Below are 23,559 nucleotides of genomic sequence, written 5' to 3'. Positions count from 1 at the left end.
CGCCGGGGCTGCGCGGGGGCGTAGAGCGCCATGGATGGCGCGAAACGAGGCCCGCAGGAGCGGCTTTTGCCGTCCCCCGCACAGCCCCGGCGCCCGGCCCAACCCGGGATGCGGCTAGAAAACCACCCACCGCGAGGGGCTCCGCCGTTCGCCGACCTACTTCAGCCGATCCAGGGCCTCGACCAGTTCCTCGGCCAGCGGCGCGTTCAACACATAAGGGGTCTTGCCCGCGTCCAGCGCGAACTCCAGCGAGGCGGCATGCAGGAACAGCCGCTTCAGGCCAATCTGCTCACGAAAGCGCTTGTTGACGACGGGATCACCGTACTTGTCGTCACCGGCCACCGGATTGCCCAAGTGCTGGGCGTGCACGCGGATCTGATGGGTGCGCCCGGTTTCGATCCGCACCTCGCAGTACGAATGGCCACCGCGGCGCTCCAGCACCTTGAAGTGGCTGATCGACGGCTTGCCGATCGCATTCACCTGCACGTGGCGCTCTCCGCCCTGGCGCAGGCCGACATGCAGCGGCGCGTCCACCGTCATGGTGCCGTCGGGCATGCGCCCGGCCAGCAGGGTCAGGTATTTCTTGCGGATGCCGGCGCCGTGGTCCTCGCGCAACAGCGCCTGCAGCTCGCTCAGTGCAGAGCGCTTCTTGGCCACGATCAGCAGGCCGGAGGTGTCCCGGTCCAACCGGTGCACCAGCTCCAGGGTCTTGCCCGGACGCAGCGCCCGCAGTGTTTCAATGGCGCCGAAACTGATCCCGCTGCCGCCATGGCTGGCCACCCCGGACGGCTTGTTCAGCGCCAGCAGGCGCTCGTCTTCGTACACGATGGCCTGTTCCAGCCGGCGCATGAACGATTCCGGCGGGCCGGTCCTGTCGCCTTCCTCGCTGAGATGGACCGGCGGGATGCGGATCACCTCCCCGCCCTCCAGCTTGCGCTCGGCCTTGGCGCGGCCGCCATTGACCCGGACCTGGCCGCTGCGCACCAGCTTGTAGACCAGGCTGCGCGGCGCCCCTTTCAGCTGTCCGAGCAGGAAATTGTCCAGCCGCTGTCCCGCCCGGTCGTCGGGAACGGTGATCATGCGCACGGAAGGCTTGTCGGAGTTGGGGTTTGCGGGGTCTTGAGCAGTCATCAGCCTGTTTATTCTGTTACACTCGGGCGGCGAGATAAGGGATTGATTTCGTTGGAAGTTACTCCGGGCCAGAAGCCTGTCTTCCAACGAATCCGGCACAGTGCGCGACCACCGCCCCCGGGGCGGCCATGTTAGCGGCTCACCGGCGCTCCCGGCCATCGCCGATTGCCTGACACGCAGTCGCGCTGAACATGTCCCGCGTGGCGCTCCAGTTTTGGCTGACAGCTGCCGCCGGTCCCGTAACACCCAAAACCAGATAACAAGAGCGCTCCCGCGGCCTGCCGTGGTGTCGTAGCGCTGGAAACCCGGGCCACCCTCCCCGCGCCTGCGCGAATGGGCGGCCAGCCGTATCCAGAGGCGAAACTCCATGGCGTTCCGCGCGGTAGCCGCTTGCGAGGAACGCAACAATGAAGCGAATGCTGATCAACGCCACGCAGGCCGAAGAACTGCGTGTAGCCATCGTGGATGGCCAGTCGTTGTATGACATCGACATCGAGCAGCCGGCCAAGGAACAGAAGAAGTCCAACATCTACAAGGGCCGGATCTTCCGCATCGAGCCCTCGCTGGAAGCCGCCTTCGTCGAATACGGCGGTGGCCGCCATGGCTTCCTGCCGCTGAAGGAAATCTCCCGCGATTATTTCCAGGCCGGGGTGGACCACAACAAGGCCGGCATCAAGGAGCTCCTGCGCGAAGGCCAGGAAATCGTGGTGCAGATCGACAAGGATGAACGCGGCAACAAGGGCGCTGCCCTGACCACGTTCATCTCGCTGGCCGGCCGCTACATGGTGCTGATGCCGAACTCGCCGAGCGCCGGTGGCGTCTCGCGCCGGATCGAAGGCGAAGACCGCGCCGCCCTGAAGGACGCGCTGGACAAGCTGAACATTCCCGACGAAATGGGCGTGATCATCCGCACCGCCGGCGTCGGCCGCGATGCCGAAGAGCTGCAGTGGGACCTGGATTACCTGCTGAACGTGTGGCGCGCCATCGCCGAAGCGGCGCTGAGCAAGCCCGCCCCGTTCCTGATCTACCAGGAATCCCGGCTGATCGTGCGTGCCCTGCGCGACTACCTGCGCGCGGACATCGGCGAGATCCTGGTCGACACCGAAGAGATGTACCAGCACGCCCGCGAGTTCATGCAGCAGGTGATGCCGCAGACCCTGCGCAAGCTCAAGCACTACACCGATGACATCCCGCTGTTCAACCGCTTCCAGATCGAATCGCAGATCGAAGGCGCCTACGAGCGCAACGTGCGCCTGCCGTCGGGCGGCTCGATCGTGGTCGACCAGACCGAAGCGCTGACCGCCATCGACGTGAACTCCTCGCGCGCCACCAAGGGCAGCGACATCGAGGACACCGCGTTCCAGACCAACCTGGAAGCGGCAGAAGAAGCGGCCCGCCAGCTGCGCCTGCGCGACCTTGGCGGCCTGGTGGTGATCGATTTCATCGACATGTCGTCCAACAAGCACCAGCGTGAGGTCGAGAACCGTCTCGCCCAGGCGCTGAAGTACGACCGTGCCCGCGTGCAGGTCGGCCGCATCTCGCGCTTCGGCCTGCTGGAAATGAGCCGCCAGCGCCTGCGTCCGAGCCTGGGCGAATCCAGCCAGCTGGTCTGCCCGCACTGCGACGGCCACGGCCGCATGCGCAGCGTGGAGTCGCTGTCGCTGTCGATCATCCGCGTCGCCGAAGAGCATGCGATGAAGGAAAACACCGGGCAGGTGCTGGTCCAGGCCCCGGTCGAGATCGCCAACTACCTGCTCAACGAAAAGCGCAGCGCGCTGCGCGAGATCGAAGCGCGCCACGAAGCCCCGATCGTGATCGTGGCCGACGAGCAGCTGCACACCCCGCATTACACCGTGACCCGCCTGCGCGAAAACGAGCTGGGCGAGGAAAGCGGCAAGCCGAGCTATCAGCGCGGCACCCCGCGCAAGCTGCCGGTGCATGCCCTGACCAAGGGCCAGCTGAACATCCCACCGCCGGCGGTGACCCAGGTACAGCACAATTCGCCGGCCCCGGTCCGCGAAGAAGCCGCGCCGCAGCCGGCACCGGTTGCCGTGGCCGCTCCGGTGGCTGCTCCGGCCGCCACCGGCGGCGTGGTCGGTTGGTTCAAGCGCATCTTCGGTGGCGAACCGGCGGCCGCACCGGCACCGGCACCGGCCGCGCGTGCCAACGGCGGTGAGAATGGCCGCAAGGACCGCAATGGCAAGGATCGCAACGGCAAGGACCGCAAGGACCGCCGCGACGACAGCCGCAGCGCCGGCAACGGCGCCGCGCAGGCACAGGGCCAGGGTCGGAAGGAACGTGGTGAGCGTGGTGAGCGCCGCCAGGGCAACGCACAGGCCGGCAACGCACAGGCCGCTGCCACCGCCAACGCACAGGCCGGCAACGGCACTGGCCAGCAGCAGCCGAAGCAGCGTCAGGAACAGGGCCAGCAGGGTGGCAAGCAGCGCAATGAGCGCGGCGAGCGCACCGAGCAGGCCCAGGGCCAGGCGCCGGCACAGGGCCAGCAGCAGCCGAAGGTGAAGCAGCCGCGCCAGCCGCGTTCGCAGGAAAGCGACAAGCCGCAGCGCGACAGCAGTGACATTGCCGCCGCCGCAACCGTCGCGGCGATCACGCCGATGGGCCTGGACGCTGCCGAAGCCGCATCGCGCCTGGCCAACCAGCAGTTGCGTGGCGAAGAGGTCGACAGCCACACCACGACCGCGGCATCCCCGGCAACACCGCAGGCAACCGAGGCAGCACCGGCCACGGCACGCGTGCCGGTTGCCGACACCGACGTCGAAGAAACCAGCGCGGTCAGTGTTGAAGGTGCCGAAGGCGCCGAAACGCCGGCCACGGATGACGGCAGCAGTGAAGGCGGCTCGCGCCGTCGTCGCGGTCGTCGCGGTGGTCGTCGTCGTCGTCGTGGCAATGCAGAAGGCACCGCATCGGATTCGCTGGGTCATGACGATTCCGACGAAGACGACAACGACGCCGAAGAGCAGGACGCGACTGCGGCTTCGGCGCCTTCTGAAATGGGTGACGCCGAAAAGCGCCAGCCGGCCTCGAGCCGTCCGCAGCCGGAGTTCGACTTCGATGACGAAGGCGATGCGCCCGCTCCCGTCGAACGCGAGAAGCGTGCAGCCGCGGTGCTGGCGACCGCCGCCATCGTGCCGGCCGCGGCCAGCGCAGTGACTGCCGCGCGGGCTCCAGTGGTTGAAGCACCGAAGGCAGAAGCGTCCAAGGTGGAAGCACCGAAGGTCGAGGCGCCGAAGATTGAAGCAGCGCCCGCATTCGTGGCATCGACCCGGATCGACACCCCCGCCGAAGCCGTCGCCGATGTGGAACCGGTGAAGCCGGCCGTCAGCGCCGACGTTGCCCGCCCGCAGCACGATGCCGCCCCTCCGGTGCAGGCAGAAGTGCCGAAGGCCGAAGCGCCGGTCGCGGCAGTCCCGGTCGCAGCTGTCGAGCAGGCACCGTCCTGGCAGCCTGTGCCGCCGGCAGCGCCCAAGGTCGAGGCCGTCCCGGCCGAAGCCGAAGCGCCGAAGCAGGCCCCGGTGGCGGCTCCGTCTGCCCCGGTGCAGACCAGCATGCTGGATGCCATCGAACCCGCTACGCCGCAGGCCCCGGCCGCCACCGTATCCGCAGCGGCTGAGCCAGACGTGGCTCCGGTTGCCGCTCCGTTGCCGGCTGCGGTTGCCGCACCGGCAGTGGTCGAAGCGGTGGAATCCGCCGAGCCGGCGATCCTGGCCGGGGGCACCGATGCCGCCGCGCAGGCTGCGGTCGTGGCCCAGCCGGAACCGGCCGCCGCATCGAAGGTGACCGAAACGGTGACCAGCGAGACGGATGCCGAGGAAGACAAGGCCAAGCCGGACAACCTGCCGCAGGGCTGATCCCCTGCCGTGGTGAAAACGAAAACAGCGGCCTTCGGGCCGCTGTTTTTTTGTGCCTGGTGGCTGGTGGCTGGCCGGTAGCGCCGAGCCGTGCTCGGCGAGTGCAACGGCAACGGCGTGACGACCAACGGTCGTCACCCACCAGAGCAGAGGCTGACGGCCAGCGGCCGTCACTACCTGGCGGCGGTGCGCGTGATCGGTAGCGCCGAGCCGTGCTCGGCGAGTGCAACGGCAACGGCGTGACGACCAACGGTCGTCACCCACCAGAGCAGAGGCTGACGGCCAGCGGCCATCACTACCCGGCGGCGGCACGCGACCGGTAGCGCCGAGCCGTGCTCGGCGAGTGCAACGGCAACGGCGTGACGAGCAACGGTCGTCACCCACCAGAGCAGAGGCTGACGGCCAGCGGCCGTCACTACCTGGCGGCGGCGCACGACCGGTAGCGCCGAGCCGTGCTCGGCGAGTGCAACGGCAACGGCGTGACGACCAACGGTCGTCACCCACCGGGACAGAGGCTGACGGCAAGCGGCCGTCAGTGCCCCGCGGCGGTCGCCTTATCGCTTCTCCGCCGCCGTGTCCGGCGCGAACTGCAGGCGCGTCCATACGCCGTAATGGTCCGACGCCCAGCGGCCGCCCGCGTCGGGCTGGTCGAACAGGATCTTCGCCTCGCGCGCCAGCAACTGGTCCTGCTGGAAGAAGATGTGGTCGATCCGCGAAGGCGCCTCGAAATAGTGGCGGTTCAGCGTGCTGACCTTCGCCAGGTCGTTGTTGACGTGCACGCTGCCGAAGCTGTCGCCGTAGTGGCTGCGCAGCTCGCTCAGGTCACCGGCATCGACCAGCGCATTGAAGTCGCCTGCGATCACCACCGGCGCGCCGGCCGAGGTGCTGCTGATGAAGCGCAGCAGGTCCTCCACCTGTGTCCTTCGGGTCTGGATGCCCTGCTCATCGGAACGCTCGTTGAGGTGGGTGGCGTAGACATTGATCGGCCTTCCATCCACTTCGATGCGCAGGTGGCCCACCGTGCGGTAGTCGCCCAGCGGCTGCAGCAGGTGCTGGCCGCGAGCGAGGACCGGCCTGCGGGTCAGCAGCGCGTTGCCATAACGCTTGGTCGCGCCGGCCGGGTCGGTGGAAACGAACAGGTACGAATAACCCAGCCGGGTGGCCAGCCACTCGGCCTGGTTGCGCACGTTGCGCTTCTGGATGACTTCCTGCAGGGCAATCGCATCGGGCTGCAGCCGCTGCAGCTCGGCCAGGATGGTCTTGCGCCGCTCCGGCCAGTCCTCGCGATCATGGTGCAGGTTGAAGGTCACCATGCTCATGCCCGCTTCGCGCGTCATCCCCGGCGAAGCGCCGGTCGTTGCCGCATTCGCTGCATCCGATCGCAGATCCGCCGCCATGCCCCCACCGGGCCACAGCAACGCCGCGCCCACGGCACAGCCAAGCACCCTCCGCACGACACCGCGCGCGCACTTCCCGCCCCTCACCCGCATGCTGCTCACCCCTTGCGTTCGGCCCGGCGCACGGCGGCCGGGACCTCGATCTCGATCTTCGCCGGCACCTGGTGCACGTGCAGTTCGCCGCCAATCCATTCCACCGGCTCGCCATTGATCGTGGTCGCGCCGGGCTCGCCCGGATACGGCCAAGGCAGCACCAGGCCGCCGGCCGGTGGCAGTACGCCGGCTGCGACCTCCAGCACCAGTTGCCTGTCGCTGCGCTGCAGCCGGTAATCCAGCTGGCCCTGCGGTGTGCGCAGGCCCTTCACCACGACGCCCTGCCCCTCGAACCAACGCACCGGCACGCCAGCGGCCAGCACCAGCGACTGGTCCACGTCGCGGTTGTAGGCAAACATGTCCAGCGCCGAGCGCACGAAGTCCGACGCCACCCAGGCATGCGGCAGGTCGCCGACGAAGAACGGCTTGCGCGGCGTGCGCGACACCACTTCGGCCCACTGGTTCCAGGCCTGCGGCGAGCGGTCCTTGAAGAAGAACTCGGTCGCCTGCCAGGCGCGGTCACGCCAGCCCAGGCGCACGAATGCAGCGACGTTGCGCCATTCGTAGGGGGTGTAATCCTTCCACTCGCGCTTGCCGTCGCGGCGCGCGACGAACTCTGTCCAGTAACGCTGGAAGGTGTTGTCCAGTTGCGGTTGCGGCAGACGCCCCTGCTCACCGCCCGGCGCCAGTGCGATGGTCGTGGACGTCGCATCGAAGTCGCCCAGCTCCGCCGATCCCGGCAGGAAGTCGATGCGGTGCTGGTCCATCGCCGCATACAGCGATGCCTGCAGGTCGGCGCGGAATTCGTCGCGTGCGCCGGTGATCGCCAGCACTTCCATCTTCTGCAGGCGCTCGGCGATGATCCCGGCGTCCTTGTAACCACGCAGCGCCCAGAAGTTGTCCCAGTACGAATGCATCGGCTTGGCCGAATAGCCTTCGTGGCTGATCGAGGCCGGCATCATCCCGTAGAAGGCCGGGTTGCGTGCGCGGTTCTCTTCGGTGCGTTCGCTGGAGCGCAGGCGCTCCATGTAGTGGAAGGCGCCGACCACGTGCGGCCACATCGCCTCCAGGAACGCATCGTCACCGGTGTAGCGCCAGTATTCGGCGATGTTGTAGATCAGCTCGCCGTGGCTGTCGTTCTCCGGCACCGGGTCACTGCCGCGGTCGTCCACGCAGCATGGCACCTTGCCGTTGTCGAACTGGAACGGGGCATACCACTGCACGTAGTCGCGCACCGCATCACTGCGGCCCATGCGCAGCAGGCCCTCGGAAATCATCGCGCCATCGCGGATCCAGCTGCGCCCGTAGGAGCGCGTGCCGGGCTGCAGGCGTGGGCCCACGCGGGAAATCAGCATGTGCGCGAGCGCCGTGCGCAGCGTGTCGGCCAGCGGCTGGCCTTCGCGCGGCAGCTGCAGCTGCAGGCCGTCCAGCTTCTGCCGCCACATCGCAGCGACCTGCGCCTGCGCCTTGCCGGCATCGAAACCGCGCGGGTTGAAGCTGCCGACCTGCGGCAGAACCAGCGCCACCTCGCGGCTCTGCCCCGGTTCCAGCTTGAACGTATACAGCAGCGCACCGGACGCCATGCCGGTCGGATCCTTCACCGAGGTGGTGGTCGGCAGCGCGCCGCCAGCCAGGTGCATCACCTCCAGCTTGCCGTCGAAGGGCGAGGCGAAGCGCGCGTCCGGCGCCTGCACCGGATACAGCCGCGGCTCGCCGTTGACCTTCACCAGCCCTTCTTCCATGTCCAGGCTGTCGATGCGGCTGAAGCCCCCGATGGTGTTGAGGAACTGGGTCGGCGGATTGACCTGCCACGGGCGGATCGCCAGCGCCAGGGTGTACTCGTGGGCGACCTTGTCCGGATTCTTCAGTGAGTAACGGGCCACCAGCTGGGATTTGTCCGGCGTGCCCTGCACGAATCCGGTCACCGACAGCGACGCCTTGTCGTGCTGCCAGTCCACGCTGGCGATCGGCAGGTAACTGTCCTGCAGCGACTGGATCGGGCTGACATCGGCCCAGCTGACCAGCTTGCCGTCCAGCTTCAGGAACGGCTCCACGCTGAAGCTGCCACGCGCCATTTCCAGCGCGCCGTCTTCGCTGATCAGGGCCTGCTCGCGGCCGCCATCCAGGCCCAGCAGGGTCCAGCTCGGCTGCTCGCCTACGTACGCACGCGGCAGCGAACCACGCGGCAGGTCGGCCGCCACCGACGAAAGAAACGCATTCGGGGTGGCGGCGAACGCCAGCGGCTTCAGCGCGATATCGCGGATGCCATAGCGCCAGTTGGGGCCACCCTGCAGGTCGAAGCGCAGGTAGCGCGCGTCGGTCTCCGGCAGCGCCAGCCAGTCACGGCCGCCACTGCCGGCAGTGACCTCGCGCACGGTGCGCCAGTCGCGCCCATCCTGCGAGGCGCGCACGGTGTAACGCGTGGCCTCCAGGCCGGGCAGCCAGTCGATCACCGCCCCGCCCACTTCGCGCGGTTTGCCCAGGTCCAGGCTGATGGTCTGTTGCTTGACCCCGCCGCTGACCCAGAACGTATCGGCCTTGCCGTCGATCATGCGGTCCTGCAGCGCGGTGGCCGTGTCGGCCAGCACGTCCGGGTGCAGCGGCGAATCGTCCTGCGCGGGCAGGCCCTGCAGGGTCAGCTTGTCGAAGCAGACCGTGCCGCGCCCGCCGACCTTGCTGTATATCGTGAACTCCATCGACGCGCTGCGCTTGAGTTCCTTCTCCGGCGACGGGCCCCAGGCCTTGTCGATGTGGCGCTTGCGGAACTCCACCGGCGTCCACGCCTTGGGGAAGGCGTAGCCGGGGCGGTTGACCCACCACACGTTGTCGCCGCTGGCATCGATCAACTTGAACTGCAGGTCGTTGGACGGCGAGTCGCCGCGCAGCTGGAACCCGAAGCGGTAGTTGGCCGGGTAGTCGATGCTCAGCGCGCGACGCACGCCGACATAGCCGGATACCTCGTGGAAGTCGTAATCCAGGCACATCGCGCGACCGCTGCCGGCACCGGCGACGTTGCGCAGCGAGCCGCTGACCTGGTCGGACAGCACCAGTGTCCACTGGCCCATGTCGTCGAAATCATCGATGACCTTCGGTGCGGGTGCGGCAGGAGGCGGGGCAGCAACTGCCACGCAGGACCACAACAACGCCAGGCCAGCGATGATTTTCCGGTTCACCCTTTGACACTCCCCAACATGAGACCTTGAATGTAATAGCGCTGCAGCAGCAGGAACAGCGCCAGCACCGGGATCACCGTGACCACCGCGCCGGCCATCATCATCTCAACGTCCATGATGTGTTCGCGTGACAGCGTGGCAAGCGCCACCGGCAGGGTGTAGTGCTCCTGGTCGGTCAACACGATCAGCGGCCACATGAAATCGTTCCACGCGCCCATGAAGGTGAAGATGGACAACGTCACCAGCACCGGCTTGAGCATCGGCAGCACGATCTGGAAGAAGATCCGCATCTCCCCTGCCCCGTCCATGCGCGCCGCTTCCAGCAGCTCGTCCGGGATGGAGCGCGCGTACTGGCGCACCAGGAAGATGCCGAACACCGTGGCCAGCGCCGGCACGATCACCCCGCCGAAGCTGTTGACCAGGCCCAGCTGCTTCATCAGCAGGAACAGCGGCAGCATCGCCACCTGCGCCGGGATCACCAGCGCGGCCATCAGCACCTGGAACAGGCGGTCACGGCCGACGAAGCGCAGCTTGGCGAAGGCATAGCCGGCCATCGTGTTGAGCAGCAGCGAACCCAGCGTGATCGCCACCGACACCAGCAGGCTGTTGGCGAAGTTGACGCCCATGCCGGTCCGCGCGAACAGCTCGTGGTAGTTGGCGAAGGTGACGTGCGAGGGCGTCAGCGGCGGCGGGAACGTGGTCGCCTCGCCGGCCGGCATCACCGACACCGACACCATCCACAACAGCGGCGCCAGGCTGACCAGCGCCAGCAGCAGCAACCCACCGTTGATCCACCACCCGTGCCAGCGTGACTGGCCGATTTCGCGACTCATACCATCTGCCTTTTGCGCCCGAAGCGCAGCATCACCGAGGTCACCGCCAGGATGATCAGGAACAACAGGAACGCCACCGCCGATGCACGGCCGAGGTTCCACCACTTGAAGCCTTCTTCGAACATGAAGTACAGCACGCTCACGGTGCTCTGCAGCGGGTCGCCGCGGGTCATCACGTAGGGTTCGGCGAACAGCTGGAAGTAGCCGGACACGGTGATCACCCCGACCACCAGCAGCACCGGGCCGAGCATCGGCAGGGTGATGTGCAGGAACTGCTTCCAGCGCGACGCGCCGTCGATGCGCGCGGCCTCGTACAGGTCATGCGGGATCGCCTGCAGGCCAGCCAGGAAGATCACCATGTTGTAGCCGAAGTTCTTCCACACCGCGAACAGCATGATCGTCGGCATGGCCCAGTCCGGATCGCCGAGCCAGTCGATCGGGCTGATGCCGATGTGCCCCAGCCCGTAGTTCACCAGGCCATAGCTGGTGTGGAACAGGTAGCGCCAGATCACCGCCACCGCCACCAGCGTGGTCACCACCGGGGCGAACAGTGCGGTACGGAACAGGGCCTTGAAGCGGGCCGCCGGTGCGTTGAGCAGGATCGCCGCACCCAGCGACACCGCGATGGACAGCGGCACCCCGATCACCACGAAGTAGGTGGTGTTCCACAGCGACTTCCAGAACATCGGGGTCTGCAGCAGGTCGATGTAGTTGCCCAGTCCGACGAAGCGCAGGTTGGCGCCGTCGGCCAGCGAGTACAGGTCGAAGTCGGTCACGCTCAGCGCCAGCGCCGAAGCCACCGGCAGGCCGAAGAACACGCCCAGTACGATCACCGCCGGGGCAGCGAAGATCCAGCCGGCAAGCGAAGAACGGTTCATGGCTGGCCTCCCGTGGCCACGGGCGCGGCATCGCGCTGTTGTTCGATCACCTGCTCATGCATCCAGCGACGCTTGGCCAGCACCTTGTCCACGCGGTCGTCCAGCTCGGTCACCGCGGCATCCTGCGCCTGCCCGCCGCGCACCACCTTTTCGGTGACGATGCGCATTTCCTGCACGATGCGCTCCCATTCCAGCACCTTCGGCGTCGGCTTGACGCGCTCCAGCTGGTCACGGAACGCAGCGGCCAGCGGATCACCCGCCAACGACGGGGCCTGCCAGGTGCTGCGACGCGGCGGCAGATCGCCGATGATGGAATGGAAGCGTTGCTGGATCTGCGGGCGCGACAGGAACTCGATCAGCTTCCACGACGCTTCCTTCTGCTGCGCCTTGCGGAAGATCACCAGGCTGGTGCCACCGGCGATGCCGGCACCGGGGCCGTCCGGCCCGGGCAGTGCGGCGGTCCCCCACTTGCCGGCCAGTTCCTTCGGCTCCAGCTTCTTGAACTCGCGGATGTTCCAGGGGCCGGAAATGTAGAACACGTTGAAGCCCCGGAAGAACTCGTCCCAGACGTTGGAGATCTGGGTTTCGGACATCTTCGGCGCCCAGCCCTTCTCGAACATGTTGGCGTAGAAACCCAGCGTACGGCGGAAACCGGGGCTGCGGAAATTGCCGCGGGTATCGTCATCGCGCAGCAGCGGGTCCGGCTGCTGCAGGGCGAACGACAACTGCTGCTCGAATTCGTTGATCGGCATCAGCACCGCGTAGCGGTTCGGGCCCTGCATCTTCTTGATGTCGGCCATCTGCTGTTCGAACTCGGCCCAGGTGCGCGGCGGCGCATCGTGGCCGGCCTGCGCCAACAGGTCCTTGCGGTAATACAGCAGGCGGGTATCGACGTACCACGGCACGCCGACCACTTCGCCGTGGATCACGTTGGTGTCCCAGATGCCCGGGAAATAATCGGCAGGCTCGACCACCGTGGAACGGTCGATATACGGCTGCAGCGGCTCCAGCGTATCGAGCTCGGCGAACTCCGGGATCCACGTATTACCGAGCTGGCAGACATCGGGCAGCCCGTCCGCGGCGAACGCGGTCAGCAGCTTTTCGTGCGCCGCCGTCCACGGGATGTTCTGCACGTCCACCCGGATGCCGGGATTCTCCGCCTCGAACTCATGGATCAGCTCGGCCACCACTTCGGCCTCGCGTCCCATCGCCCAGAAGCGCACCGTGGTGCCCTCTTCCTTGCGCGCGCAGCCCGCCAGCACCAGGCCGGCCACCAGCGCGGCGACCCAGCGCAGGCGACCGCCCGGGGACTTCTTTTTCGTTTCCAGCTCCGGCTTACTTGCCCGGGTTGTTGTTGCGCGATGCATTCTTCTGTTCCTGTGCCGCGGCGGCGCGTGATTCTGCAATGCCGACCGCGCGTGCGTCGGCGGCCTTCTCGTCTTTTTCCAGCTGCAGCGGCTGCTGCTCGCCTTCCGGGGTCAGCCAGCCGCCGCTGAAACCAGCGCGCTCCAGCCCCTTGCGGATGTGCGGGTTCTTCTTCATCACCTCCCACACGAAATCATTGCGGTAGTTGGCGATCATGGTCAGGATCGGACCCTGGTCGATGCCGATGTAGTCACTCGCCACCCAGCCGCGATCCGGCACCATGCGCCCGGTCTTGATCGGGATGTCGTAGTTGAAACTCGGGTTGAACGAATCCAGGAAGCCGTAGCTGGAATAGATGTAATCACCGAAGCGCTTGTGCATTTCCTGGGTCGCCGGGATCACTTCTTCCGGGGCGAACACGATGGAGGAAATGGCCGCGGTCGGGGCGATGGTGCCGTCGTCGAAATTCTCGCGCAGGCCGGCGCCGCGCGAAGAGTAATGGCGGAACTGGCGCTGCTCGCCACGGTATTCCTGGGTGGTGTTCTGCGGACCGTCACTGGCGGTCAGGCCCCAGACGTTCTGGCCGTATTCCTTCCATTCCATCGGGTTGCTGATCGCGTACTCGCGCTGGGCCAGCGCAGCCGAACGGCTGTTGAGGAAATACGTGCTGCCGCGTTCGCGCATGTAGGCGTCCTGGATATCGCGGAAGTCGATCCAGACATGGCTGTACTGATGGCCGAACAGCGGGCCGAAGGACAGGTATTCCTGGCCCTGGTAGACACCCCAGTCGTTGTCGTAGGTACGCGTCCACACCGTCCACGCATCCGGGCTGACCGGATGGGTCGGCGAACCGAGCGCCAGGATGTAGACGATCATCGCCTCGTTGTAACCCATCCAGTCGTGTTCGATGGTGCCGCTTTCCGGGAACCAGCCCATCGAGATCAGCGGGGAACGCTCCTGCAGCCACGGCCAGTCCACGCGCTTGTACAGCGTCTCGGCGATGTCCCGGATTTCCTTCTCGCGCGAATCGCCGCCGTCGTAGTACGACTGCGCGAACAGCACGCCCATCATCAGCAGCGCGGTATCCACCGAAGACAGTTCCACCCAGCTGTCGTAGCGGTGGCCTTCCTGCATGTCCAGGAAGTGGTAATAGAAGCCCTTGTAACCGCCCTTGCCGGTGCGCTGCGGGCCCATCGGCACATCGCGCAGGAAGCGCAGCGTGGTCAGGGTGCGATCCACCGCCTGGTTGCGGCTGACCCAGCCGTTCTCGATGCCGATCGGATAAGCGGTCAGCGCGAAGCCGACCGAGGCGATGCTGGCGAACGGCCGCGAGGGATAGCGGTCCGGGGTCAGTCCGTTGATCTCATTGCTGGTGTCCCAGAAAAACTGGAAGGTGCGGCGTTCGATGTCATCGAACAGCGGCGGCAGCTCCGGCTTCATCGGACGCGGTGGCAGGTCGGCTTCGACCAGGATCACCTGCGGGGCCGGTTTGGCCGGCTCGGGCGCGGCCTGCGGCTTGCAGCCGGCGGCGGCCAAGGTGATCGCGGCGATGGTCAACAGGTGGCTAACCCGCATCGGCCCCTTCCTTTTGTGCTGTTCAAGAATGGAGAGCATAACGTCCAATGACCTGAAATCGTTTACAAACGCGTCTCGAAAAAAAACCACCGTAGTGGTTCGACGCCGACGGTCATTGCCCAGCCCACTGCCCCCTCCAGGGCAGTGGGCTGGGCAATGGACGGGTCCGAAGACCCGCCATTGCGTCCCACGGTACCGCCCGGAGGCGGTACCGCGTCGTGCATCAGGCGCTCCGGATCAGAACCGGAAGCCGACCTCCGCCTTCACCTGGCGCGGCGTTCCGATGATTTCGCCGGTCTCGTTGTAGCTGGCCAGCAACTTGCCATCGGGCTTGGTGTAGTTGTAGGTGGAGAAGTTGTCGAAGTTGAACACGTTGATGATGTCGATGCGAGCGTACAGCTCGGTGTCGTGCGCCATCTTGAACGTCTTCGTCGCCTGCAGATCGACCGAACGGTAGCCGAAGATCTTGCCACCCAGCAGGAACTTGCCGTTGCCGTTGGGCACCGCGGCGCCCGGCGTCGGCAGGTTGTAACCGCTGGCCTGCAGCACGTTGTACCAGTCGTTCACCGCGGTCGGCGTGGCCAGGGTGACCTTGCCGCCGAAGGTGATGCCCCAGAAGCCCGCATACGAACCGGTGACCACCAGGCGGTGGCGCGGTGCGCCGTTGGAGCGGATGGTCGGGTAATCCTCGATCAGGCCGCGGTCGAAGGCGTACTTCTCGTTGATGTCGCGGTTGTGGCGCGCGGTGGTCCAGGTGTAGGCGACCGAGGTGCCCCAGCCGCTTTCCTTGGTGAACGGCTTCTGCGCCGACAGCAGGACCTGGGTCGCCCGGGTCTTGATGCCCTGCTGGCCGATGATCAGGCTGCCGAAGCCCGGCACGTTGCAGCTCCAGGCCTGGCTCAGGCCCGGCGCGGAACCGCCGCACAGCTGCGGGTCATCGAAGAACTGGCCGGTCGGGTAGCGGTTGCCCAGGGTGAAGGCGAAGCCGTCATAGCTCAGGGTGCGGGCGATGGTGGCATCGGTCAGCCATTCACCGACCTGGTTGCTCATGCCCAGGCTGAACTGATCGGAGTACGGGGCCTTGAGGTTGTTGTTCAGCAGGTCCACTTCCAGACCGGCATTGCTGGTCGAACCGACCAGCGTCTGCAGGTTGCCGATGCCGTTGAGCAGGTTCGGGTTCCAGTCATAGCAGGCGGCCTGGCCGTTGATGCAGCTGCCGGTGGCCGGGTTGCGGAAGTAGATGGTCGGCTGCGGCAGGGCCAGCTTGGTGGTTTCCAGCTGCAGGTTGTCGAACAGGTCACGATCGTAGGAACGGCCCGCACCACCGTGGATCACGTGCTGCTCGTCGGCGTTGATGTCATACGAGAAGCCCAGGCGCGGCTGCCAGGCATCCTTGAACGCCTTGCGGTTCTTGCCGGTGCTGATGTAATCGCTGATGTCCAGCCCGCCCAGCGCCAGCGAATCGGCGTAGGTCTGGCCGGCGGCAGCGCGCGGATCCTGGGAATAGATCGCGTCGACCACTTCCCGCGGCGTCACGAAGTCCAGGTAGGACGGGGTCTTTTCGTAGTCCCAACGCAGGCCCAGGTTGAGCTGCAGGTGGTCGTTGACCTGCCAGTCGTCCTGGATGAACAGGCCGATCTGCTTGGACTTGGAGCGCACTTCGCCGGACACGCCCGACACGCCGGTCACCGGCTTGACGAACTGCGCCTTGTACGGAATGGAATCGGGGAAGTCCGCATCGCCCAGGCTGTAGGTGAAGGTCGGGTTGATCTGCGCCGCATCGGATGCGTACAGGTCGATTTCCTTGTACTTCACGCCCATCTTGACGGTGTGGTCGCCGGCCCACTGCAGGCCGTCCAGGGTGAGGTTGTCTTCGATCGACCAGCCCTTCTGGCCCTTCACCTGCGAATCCAGTGCCGAGGCGCCACCGACCTTCACCACGGTGCGGTCTTCGGTGCCGTCCGGTGCGGTGTAGGTGATGCCGTTGGCCAGGGTCAGCGGGGTCGGGTTGTTGAACGAATCTTCGTGGGTGAGCAGCACTTCGTTGTAGTAACGCTCGCCGCTGTGGTTCCAGCGCAGGGCGTAACGACGGTCGGTGTTGACCACTTCACGGCCCGCTTCCGGTGCGGTCTGGCCGCTGAACTGCTGCTGGGTCTCGTCGCGGTCCTGGAAGGTCAGCTCGATGCGATCGTTGTCGGTCGGCTCGAAGTCGATCTTGGCGAAGATCAGGTCCTGCTCGAACGGCTGGCTGGCCGGGCCGAGGCCGGCGGCGGCATCGGCCGGCAGCAGGCTGGCCGCACCGCCGACCGCGCCGTCCGGTGCGATGGTGACCGGCAGGTCGAAGCGCTTGGCTTCGTAGGTCACGAAGAAGTGCGCCTTGTCCTGGACGATCGGACCGCCGAGCGCGAAGCCGTATTCCTTCTCGGCCGAGGCCATCTTGTCCTGGCCGGCCTGGCGCTCCGCCGGGGTCTTGGCACGCATGTCTTCGTTGGTATAACGGTAGAAGGTTTCACCCTTGAACTCGTTGGTACCGGACTTGGTCGCCGCCGTCACCGCGGCGCTGGAGACCTGGCCGTATTCGGCCTTGTAGTTGCCGCTGATGACCTTGTATTCGCCGATCGCCAGCTGCGGGAACGGGTTGCCGGCGCTGCCGGACTGGCCGGCCACGCCGCCGCCCTTGACGTAGCTCTTCTGGCCCACGCCGTCGATGTACACGTTGGTGCCGTCGGCGTTGGTCGCACCGCCGCGCAGCGAGGTGTTGCCCTTTGCGTCACGGGTGAAGATCAGGCCCGGCACGGCATCGGCGAACTCCAGGAAGTTGCGCGACACCTGCGGCGTGGTCTGGATCTGCTGCAGGCTGACGGTCTTGCCGACTTCCGACGTACGCACTTCCTGCAGCAGGGTCGGGGCGACGACAGTGATGGTGTCGAGGTTCTTGGCATCGCCGGCAGCGGCCGGGGCGGCGGCTTCACCGGAGAAGTTCAGCGTGGCGGCCGAAGCCACGGTCACGGTGACCTTCTGGGTCTGGCCGTTGGCCACCACGTTGTAGGTGCCCGGGTCGAGGCCCTGCAGCGAATAGCTGCCATCGGCGCGCACGGTGGAACGTCGCACCGAACCGGTGGCGACATTGGTGGCGACCACTTCGCTGCCGGCCTGGGCCGAAGCGACGTTGCCGCGCAGGCTCGCGTTGGCCGACTGGGCCATCACGTCCGGTGCTGCAGCGATGGCCAGGCAGCTGACCAGGGCGCACGTCAAAAGACGGCGAGCCGGCATCCGACGATGGTGATTGAACTGCGTCATGAAAATCTCCGGGGGTGGTGGCGACCGCGATGGCCGCCCCCTTCATGTCAAACAAAAAATGGAATCGCCTCTGGCTTCAGCGGCCGGATGGCGTGTGGGTTTGGGTCCTGCGGGCAACACTCTTGCTTGAATCACGCACGATCAGCTTCGGCACAAGCGTCTGCTTGTCACCCGCGCCTTCCGTACTTTTTGAATCCATCAACTGCATCAGGCGCGTCATCGCCATGTCACCGAGTTCGGCGATACTCACCTGCATCGTCGTCAACGACGGGTGAACGAAACGGGCCAGCGGAATGTCATCGAAGCCGGCCAGCGCCACGTCATCGGGCACCTTCAGCCCAGCCTGGGCAAAGGCATACAGACAGCCCAGCGCCATCATGTCGTTGGCCGCGAATACCGCATCGGGCAGCGTGCCGGCTGCCAGCAACTCCTGACCGGCACGATGGCCGGAAGCTTCGTCGAAATCACCGGGCAGCTCGATGCCCTGCGCATCGCTGCCAAAGGCAGCCAGCGCATCGCGGAAGCCCCGCAGGCGTTCGCGCGCATCGTAGTTGGAGTCCGGGCCTGAAATGAACGCAATGCGGCGGTGGCCGACGTCGAGCAGATGGCGGGTCATCGCCACCGCACCGGCGTGGTCATCGATGCTCAACACAGGATGGTCCTGGTCGGGCAGGTAGGTATTGATCAGCACCGTGGGCAGCGACTGCGGCAGGTTGTCGGTCAGGAAACCCGGGCTTTCCGCATACGGGGACAGCACCAGCAGGCCATCGACGCGGCCGCGCATGGCCCGCAGCGCAGCGCCCTGCTGCTCCTGGTCGCCGTGGTAACTGGACACCAGCAGGTGCTGGCGGCGGATGCGGGCGATCTGGTCGATGCCGCGCATCAGTTCGGAGAAGAACTCGCCATACAGGTCGGGCAGCACCACCCCGACGGTATTGGTGCGCCGGCTGCTCAGGCTGCGGGCGGCGGCGTGCGGGGTGTAGCGCAGGCGCGCAGCCACCTCCAGCACCAGTTGGCGAACCGGCTCGGCGACGTTTTCGTGTCCATTGAGCGCGCGCGAAACCGTGGCCACGGAGACCTTGGCTTCCCGCGCAACATCCTTGATGGTGATCGCTGCCTTGTTCACAAAGTCGCCCTCCACGACTCCAGCCTTACGGCTTGGCGCGGAATGTAAGCGTTTCCAATGTCCGATGTAAACACTTCGTTAGTCCTATAGGTCGTGGGGCGTCCGCCCGCTGTCCATGGCGGGACGTCGCCGGGACGTCACAGGACAGGAGGGGACACCGGGTCAGCCAGCCTCGGCCGGGGTATATGCCTGGATCGACAGGGCATGGATATCGGTCTGCATCATGTCGCCAAGTGCAGCGTAAATGGCGCGATGTCGGGCCAACTGACCCAACCCGGCGAACGCCCCGCTGACCACCCTGACGTTGAAATGGCCACGCCCGTCACGCGCCCCGGCATGCCCCGCATGACGGTGGCTGTCGTCTTCTATCTGCAGCTGCACGGGGGCCAGCGAATGCTGCAACGCATCACGAATTCGCTCGATCCGCTCCGCATTGCTCACGGCAGCACCTTGCGGAACGGACGGACCTCGGTGCGCGCGTACACGCCGGCCGCGACGTAGGGGTCGGCATCGGCCCAGTCGCGGGCGGCGGCCAGCGAGTCGAACGCGGCAATCACCACGCTGCCACTGAAACCCGCCGGACCCGGATCTTCGCTGTCGATCGCCGGGCACGGTCCGGCCAGCAGCAACCTGCCCTGCTCCTGCAGGGCCTGCAGCCGTGCCAGGTGGGTCGGGCGGGCCGCGATCCGGGCCGCAAGCACGTCCTGGCCGTCATAGCCTTCAATTACGTACCACATCGATTGTCTCCTGTTGTCCTGCGGGAACTGGCGCTGATTCTAGCGGCTGCCCGACCCTGCGCCGCGCCTGACTGGACACCGGCACTGCAAAGCCGTAACCTGTTTGCATTGCACGTGACTGGACGCAGCGTCCCGTCGGTCCCATGGCCCCGCAGGCCACCGATGATCGAACCGCTGCCCCCGACCAGACCGCGTAGACGACCTCCCCGTAGTTTCGTCGCTGCCGCCAGTGCGGTGCGTCCTGCTTTATTGATGTGTGGAATCGCGCCGATTCCGGCGTGTCCTGGTTTCCGCCATGGCCTGTCAGGCACGTGCCTGGGGGGAATGACGGGCACCGCGACCGGTCCGTTGCAATCCTGATGTCCTTTGATGACCTCTGAAACCGCGCTAGACGCGACCCCGTCAATCCGGCCGCCCACCCCACAGCAGCAGGAAATGCCGCTGGCCGTGGTGCATGGGCAACCGGTCCTGCAGATCCCGCAGGACCTGTACATCCCGCCGGATGCGCTGGAAGTCATCCTGGACGCGTTCGAAGGGCCGCTGGACCTGCTGTTGTACCTGATCCGCCGCCAGAACCTGGACGTCCTGGACATTCCCGTCGCCGAGATCACCCGGCAGTACGTGGAATACATCACGGTGATGCGCGAGCTGCGTTTCGAGCTCGCCGCCGAATACCTGGTGATGGCCGCGATCCTGGCCGAAGTGAAGTCGCGGATGCTGCTGCCGCGGCCGGTCAGCGAAGACGGCGATGAGGCCGACCCGCGCGCCGAACTGGTGCGTCGACTGCAGGAGTACGAACGCTTCAAGCAGGCCGCCGAAGATATCGACAGCCTGCCCCGGCAGGACCGCGACACCACCGTGGTGCATGCCTTCGTCCCCGACCGCGCAGCGATCCGCCTGCCGCCGCCGGTCGAACTGAAGGAAATGCTGGTGGCCCTGCACGACGTGCTCAAGCGCGCCGAGCTGTTCACCGGGCACGCGATCAAGCGCGAGGCCCTGAGTGTCCGCCAGCGCATGGGCGACCTGCTGGGGCGCATGGAAGAAGGCGTGTTCTACCGTTTCGAATCGCTGTTCACCGCCGAAGAAGGGAAGCTCGGCGTACTGGTCACCTTCCTGGCAATGCTGGAACTGGCCAAGGAACAGCTGCTGGATATCGTGCAGGAAACCCCGCTGGCGGCGATCTACGTCAAGTCGCTGGCGGCGGGAAACACCAATGAGCCGCTGTCTTTCAGCAGCGAGTTCGATGACAACGACGCAGCCAATCCGACCGAGTGAGCGCGAATTGCCGATGGATCAACCGCTGATCAACCGAATCGTCGAAGGCGCACTGCTGGCATCGCCGCAGCCGCTGACCCTGGTGCAGCTGAAAGAGCTGTTCCCGGAAGACGAGCCGGCCCCGGCAGGCAGCGTGGAACGCGCATTGGAAACCCTGCGCGAGGCCTGCAGCGAGCGTGGCGTGGAACTGGTGGAGGTGGCCTCCGGCTTCCGTTACCAGGTCACCGCCGAGGTGCATGGGCATATCAGCCGGTTGTGGACCGAGCGCAAGACGCGCTATACCCGCGCCACGCTGGAAACCCTGGCGCTGATCGCCTACCGGCAGCCGATCACCCGTGGCGAGATCGAACAGGTACGTGGCGTGGCGGTGAGCAGCAACATCATCCAGGCCCTGGAAGAACGTGAGTGGATCCGGGTGATCGGCCACCGCGACGTGCCTGGCAGGCCGGCGCTGTTCGGCACCACCAAGGGTTTCCTGGATTATTTCGGCCTCAAACGGCTGGACGAACTACCGCCGCTGTCCGAGTTGAAAGACCTGGCCGACCTGGAACCGCAGCTGCCGCTGGGTCCGGATGGCCAGCCCGATGCGCCGCAGCCCGCCACGGCCGCCAGCCCGGGTGCAGCAGCCAATGATGACGATGCCCCGGACTCCGGTGGCACCGATGAAGAAGGCATCCCGGCCGCCGCAGGCGCCGATGCCGGACCCGGATCCCCTGCCGCGCTTGTCGCGGCAGACCCTGATGAGCAAGCACCTTCGCCCAGCGACAACGGGCACCCCGACACCGCGCCGGGCACGCGCGCGGCGCCAGTGAACGAGAGCGAAGACAACGCCGTCGCGAAGACGACCGTGGCTGTTGACCTAGCCGATTCCGAACCAGAGGCCGACGACCAAACGCCGGCCGGAGCCAAAGTTAATGAGTGATACCCCCCGCAAGCTGTCGTTGAACAAGCTGTCGCTGAAGCGCGAAGCCACCTCCGAACAGTTCAAGCTGGAAGAACGCCTGCACAAGGTGCTGGCACAGGCCGGCCTCGGTTCGCGCCGGGCGCTGGAACAGCGCATCGCCGAAGGCCTGGTCAAGGTCAACGGTGAAGTCGCGCAGACCGGCATGTCGGTGCGCAGCGGCGACCGCATCGAGCTGGACGGCCGTGGCTTCGTCGCCACCGCCCTGGCCGAACCGTCGCGCGTACTGGTCTACAACAAGCCGGAAGGCGAAGTGACCACCCGCGAAGATCCCGAAGGCCGCCCGACCGTGTTCGAGTCGCTGCCGGCGCTGAAGGGCGCGCGCTGGATCGCCGTCGGCCGCCTGGACATCAACACCACCGGCCTGCTGCTGGCCACCACCGACGGTGAACTCGCCAACGCGATGATGCACCCGTCCTTCGAAGTCGAGCGCGAATACGTGGTGCGCGTGCGCGCCCCGGAAGGCCAGGAAAAGGTCGACGACAACACCATCCTGCGCCTGCAGCGTGGTGTCGCGCTGGAAGACGGCCCGGCCAAGTTCGATGAAGTCGAGCGCATTGGCGGCACCGACTCGCACGACTGGTTCCGCGTGGTGGTGAAGGAAGGCCGCAACCGCGAAGTCCGTCGCCTGTGGGAATCGCAGGGCTGCCAGGTCAGCCGCCTGAAGCGTACCCGCTACGGCACGGTCAGCCTGCCGCGCGAACTGACCCGTGGCCATTCGGTGGAACTGCCGACGGCCCAGGTCGAAGCGCTGCGCGCCAAGTTGAACCTGGAAGAAGGCGCACCGTCCGCGCTGACCCTGCAGCCGGTGATCGGCCAGCGGCGCGCGGCCAAGACCACCGTGCGCATGGGCCGCGATGGCGGCCGTGGCACGGCCTATGTCAACGGCCACAACACCGCCGATGAAGGCCGCGAGCTGCGTCGCTTCGACAACGTCCGCGAAGAGCGCGGCCGGGGTCGTGGTGGCAAGGGCGGCGGCGGTTTCAAGGGTGGCCTGACGGTCAGCGGTGAAGCCGCGGCCAAGCAGTCGCAGCGTCCGTTCAAGGCGCGCCCGCAGAAGAATGATCGTGGCCTGCCGGAAGGCAATCCGGCGGCATTCCGCAGCTGGTACGTGCCGGACGGCGTCAGCACCGGTCCGAGTGGCCACCGCAACGCCGGTCCCGGCGCAGCGCGCGGCCCGGGTGCACGTGGCCCCGGCGGCCCCGGTGCCCGTGGTCCGGGTGGTCCGGGCGCCCGCGGTCCCGGCGCACGCGGTCCCGGCCAGGGCGGTGGTTACGGCCAGGGCCAGGGTGAAGGCGGTCGTGGCGGTTACGCCAAGCCGAAGTCGCCGGGCGCCGGTGGCAACCGCGGTGGCCAGGGCCAGGGCGGCCAGGGCAACAAGCATCCGTATGGTCATCCGGGCAACGCACCGTCGTTCCCGTCCGACCATGCCAACCCGGGCTTCAGCCCGTACGGCAGCACCCCGCGTCCGGCCAACGGCAATCGCGGCCCGGGCGGCAACCGTTCGGCCGGTGGTCCGGGTGGCAACCGTGGCCCGGGCGGTCCCGGTGGCAACCGCGGTCCGGGTGGCCCGGGTGGCAATCGCGGCCCAGGTGGCCCGGGTGGAAATCGCGGTCGCGGTGGCCCGCGCGGCGGCTGATCCCGGCCTGTGATCCAACAAAAAACCCGGCTTCGGCCGGGTTTTTTGTTGTGCCCGGTAGTGACGGCCGCTGGCCGTCAATCCGGGCTGGTGGGTGACGACTTGGATTGCTGGTGCGTGACGACCTTGGATTGCTGGTGGGTGACGACCGTGGTTGGTGGAGCGGAAGGAGGGGGGAGGGGGGGGTCGGAACCGACGCAGGGGGCA

Annotated in this window: 15 protein-coding genes; 4 read left to right on the top strand and 11 right to left on the bottom strand. The window is 66.6% G+C overall.

The genetic code is table 11. From position 1 onward, the window contains the following. Positions 1-156: 156 nt before the first annotated feature. Positions 157-1,131 (bottom strand): RluA family pseudouridine synthase, encoded by a 975-nt coding sequence (locus ABE522_RS15835; protein WP_101098496.1) that lies wholly within the window; start codon positions 1,129-1,131, stop codon positions 157-159. A gap of 407 nt (positions 1,132-1,538) precedes the next feature. Between ABE522_RS15835 and ABE522_RS15830 the strand changes: the two genes are divergently transcribed. After that, positions 1,539-5,000, top strand: a complete 3,462-nt coding sequence (locus tag ABE522_RS15830) for an Rne/Rng family ribonuclease (RefSeq protein ID WP_346592523.1) — start codon at positions 1,539-1,541, stop codon at positions 4,998-5,000. Positions 5,001-5,554: 554 nt separating this feature from the next. Here ABE522_RS15830 and ABE522_RS15825 read toward each other — a convergent pair. The 10 genes from ABE522_RS15825 to ABE522_RS15780 all read right to left on the bottom strand — a co-directional run bounded on the left by ABE522_RS15825 (position 5,555) and on the right by ABE522_RS15780 (position 19,477). Next, positions 5,555-6,490, bottom strand: coding sequence for an endonuclease/exonuclease/phosphatase family protein (locus ABE522_RS15825; protein ID WP_346592522.1), 936 nt, complete (start codon positions 6,488-6,490; stop codon positions 5,555-5,557). Positions 6,491-6,495: 5 nt separating this feature from the next. Beyond that, positions 6,496-9,633 carry a discoidin domain-containing protein gene (locus ABE522_RS15820; protein WP_406846379.1) on the bottom strand — a complete coding sequence of 1,046 codons (3,138 nt, stop codon included), beginning with the start codon at positions 9,631-9,633 and terminating at the stop codon, positions 6,496-6,498. 26 nt (positions 9,634-9,659) lie between these two features. Next, positions 9,660-10,496: a carbohydrate ABC transporter permease gene (locus tag ABE522_RS15815; RefSeq protein WP_346592521.1), complete on the bottom strand. Its 837-nt coding sequence runs from the start codon at positions 10,494-10,496 to the stop codon at positions 9,660-9,662. Next, positions 10,493-11,374, bottom strand: a complete 882-nt coding sequence (locus ABE522_RS15810; protein WP_057506835.1) for a carbohydrate ABC transporter permease — start codon at positions 11,372-11,374, stop codon at positions 10,493-10,495. Before ABE522_RS15810 ends, ABE522_RS15815 begins: the two co-directional genes overlap by 4 nt. Continuing rightward, positions 11,371-12,741, bottom strand: a complete 1,371-nt coding sequence (locus ABE522_RS15805) for a sugar ABC transporter substrate-binding protein (RefSeq protein ID WP_346592520.1) — start codon at positions 12,739-12,741, stop codon at positions 11,371-11,373. Before ABE522_RS15805 ends, ABE522_RS15810 begins: the two co-directional genes overlap by 4 nt. After that, positions 12,710-14,314: a glucoamylase family protein gene (locus tag ABE522_RS15800; protein ID WP_346592519.1), complete on the bottom strand. Its 1,605-nt coding sequence runs from the start codon at positions 14,312-14,314 to the stop codon at positions 12,710-12,712. The genes ABE522_RS15805 and ABE522_RS15800 overlap by 32 nt, the downstream gene beginning before the upstream one ends. A gap of 237 nt (positions 14,315-14,551) precedes the next feature. Further along, positions 14,552-17,614, bottom strand: coding sequence for a TonB-dependent receptor (locus ABE522_RS15795; RefSeq protein WP_346592518.1), 3,063 nt, complete (start codon positions 17,612-17,614; stop codon positions 14,552-14,554). Positions 17,615-17,690: 76 nt separating this feature from the next. Continuing rightward, a complete protein-coding gene (locus ABE522_RS15790) occupies positions 17,691-18,755 on the bottom strand; it encodes a LacI family DNA-binding transcriptional regulator (protein WP_042615189.1) in 1,065 nt (354 codons plus the stop codon). Between the two features lie 147 nt (positions 18,756-18,902). Next, positions 18,903-19,181 (bottom strand): BolA family protein, encoded by a 279-nt coding sequence (locus ABE522_RS15785; protein ID WP_346592517.1) that lies wholly within the window; start codon positions 19,179-19,181, stop codon positions 18,903-18,905. Then, positions 19,178-19,477: a YciI family protein gene (locus ABE522_RS15780; RefSeq protein ID WP_346592516.1), complete on the bottom strand. Its 300-nt coding sequence runs from the start codon at positions 19,475-19,477 to the stop codon at positions 19,178-19,180. Before ABE522_RS15780 ends, ABE522_RS15785 begins: the two co-directional genes overlap by 4 nt. Before the next feature lie 369 nt (positions 19,478-19,846). Between ABE522_RS15780 and ABE522_RS15775 the strand changes: the two genes are divergently transcribed. The 3 genes from ABE522_RS15775 to ABE522_RS15765 are packed head-to-tail and all read left to right on the top strand — an operon-like array spanning position 19,847 to position 23,352. Continuing rightward, positions 19,847-20,752 (top strand): segregation and condensation protein A, encoded by a 906-nt coding sequence (locus ABE522_RS15775; RefSeq protein WP_346592515.1) that lies wholly within the window; start codon positions 19,847-19,849, stop codon positions 20,750-20,752. Between the two features lie 13 nt (positions 20,753-20,765). After that, complete coding sequence (scpB, locus tag ABE522_RS15770) at positions 20,766-21,674, top strand: SMC-Scp complex subunit ScpB (RefSeq protein WP_346592514.1); 909 nt, start codon at positions 20,766-20,768, stop codon at positions 21,672-21,674. Further along, positions 21,667-23,352 (top strand): pseudouridine synthase, encoded by a 1,686-nt coding sequence (locus tag ABE522_RS15765; protein WP_346592513.1) that lies wholly within the window; start codon positions 21,667-21,669, stop codon positions 23,350-23,352. The genes scpB and ABE522_RS15765 overlap by 8 nt, the downstream gene beginning before the upstream one ends. Positions 23,353-23,559 lie beyond the last annotated feature (207 nt).

It is taken from the genome of Stenotrophomonas lacuserhaii (assembly GCF_039674585.1).
Taxonomy (GTDB): domain Bacteria; phylum Pseudomonadota; class Gammaproteobacteria; order Xanthomonadales; family Xanthomonadaceae; genus Stenotrophomonas; species Stenotrophomonas pennii_A.
Note: the sequence above shows the minus strand (reverse complement) of the source record. Positions and strands in the feature narration are given on the sequence as shown.

Bases quoted from the DNA above. Each gene is read 5' to 3' on its own strand.
- ABE522_RS15835 (WP_101098496.1), bottom strand. From the start codon at position 1,131: ATGACTGCTCAAGACCCCGCAAACCCCAACTCCGACAAGCCTTCCGTG.
- ABE522_RS15830 (WP_346592523.1), top strand. From the start codon at position 1,539: ATGAAGCGAATGCTGATCAACGCCACGCAGGCCGAAGAACTGCGTGTA.
- ABE522_RS15825 (WP_346592522.1), bottom strand. From the start codon at position 6,490: ATGCGGGTGAGGGGCGGGAAGTGCGCGCGCGGTGTCGTGCGGAGGGTG.
- ABE522_RS15815 (WP_346592521.1), bottom strand. From the start codon at position 10,496: ATGAGTCGCGAAATCGGCCAGTCACGCTGGCACGGGTGGTGGATCAAC.
- ABE522_RS15810 (WP_057506835.1), bottom strand. From the start codon at position 11,374: ATGAACCGTTCTTCGCTTGCCGGCTGGATCTTCGCTGCCCCGGCGGTG.
- ABE522_RS15805 (WP_346592520.1), bottom strand. From the start codon at position 12,741: ATGCATCGCGCAACAACAACCCGGGCAAGTAAGCCGGAGCTGGAAACG.
- ABE522_RS15800 (WP_346592519.1), bottom strand. From the start codon at position 14,314: ATGCGGGTTAGCCACCTGTTGACCATCGCCGCGATCACCTTGGCCGCC.
- ABE522_RS15795 (WP_346592518.1), bottom strand. From the start codon at position 17,614: ATGACGCAGTTCAATCACCATCGTCGGATGCCGGCTCGCCGTCTTTTG.
- ABE522_RS15780 (WP_346592516.1), bottom strand. From the start codon at position 19,477: ATGTGGTACGTAATTGAAGGCTATGACGGCCAGGACGTGCTTGCGGCC.
- ABE522_RS15775 (WP_346592515.1), top strand. From the start codon at position 19,847: ATGACCTCTGAAACCGCGCTAGACGCGACCCCGTCAATCCGGCCGCCC.
- scpB (WP_346592514.1), top strand. From the start codon at position 20,766: ATGGATCAACCGCTGATCAACCGAATCGTCGAAGGCGCACTGCTGGCA.
- ABE522_RS15765 (WP_346592513.1), top strand. From the start codon at position 21,667: ATGAGTGATACCCCCCGCAAGCTGTCGTTGAACAAGCTGTCGCTGAAG.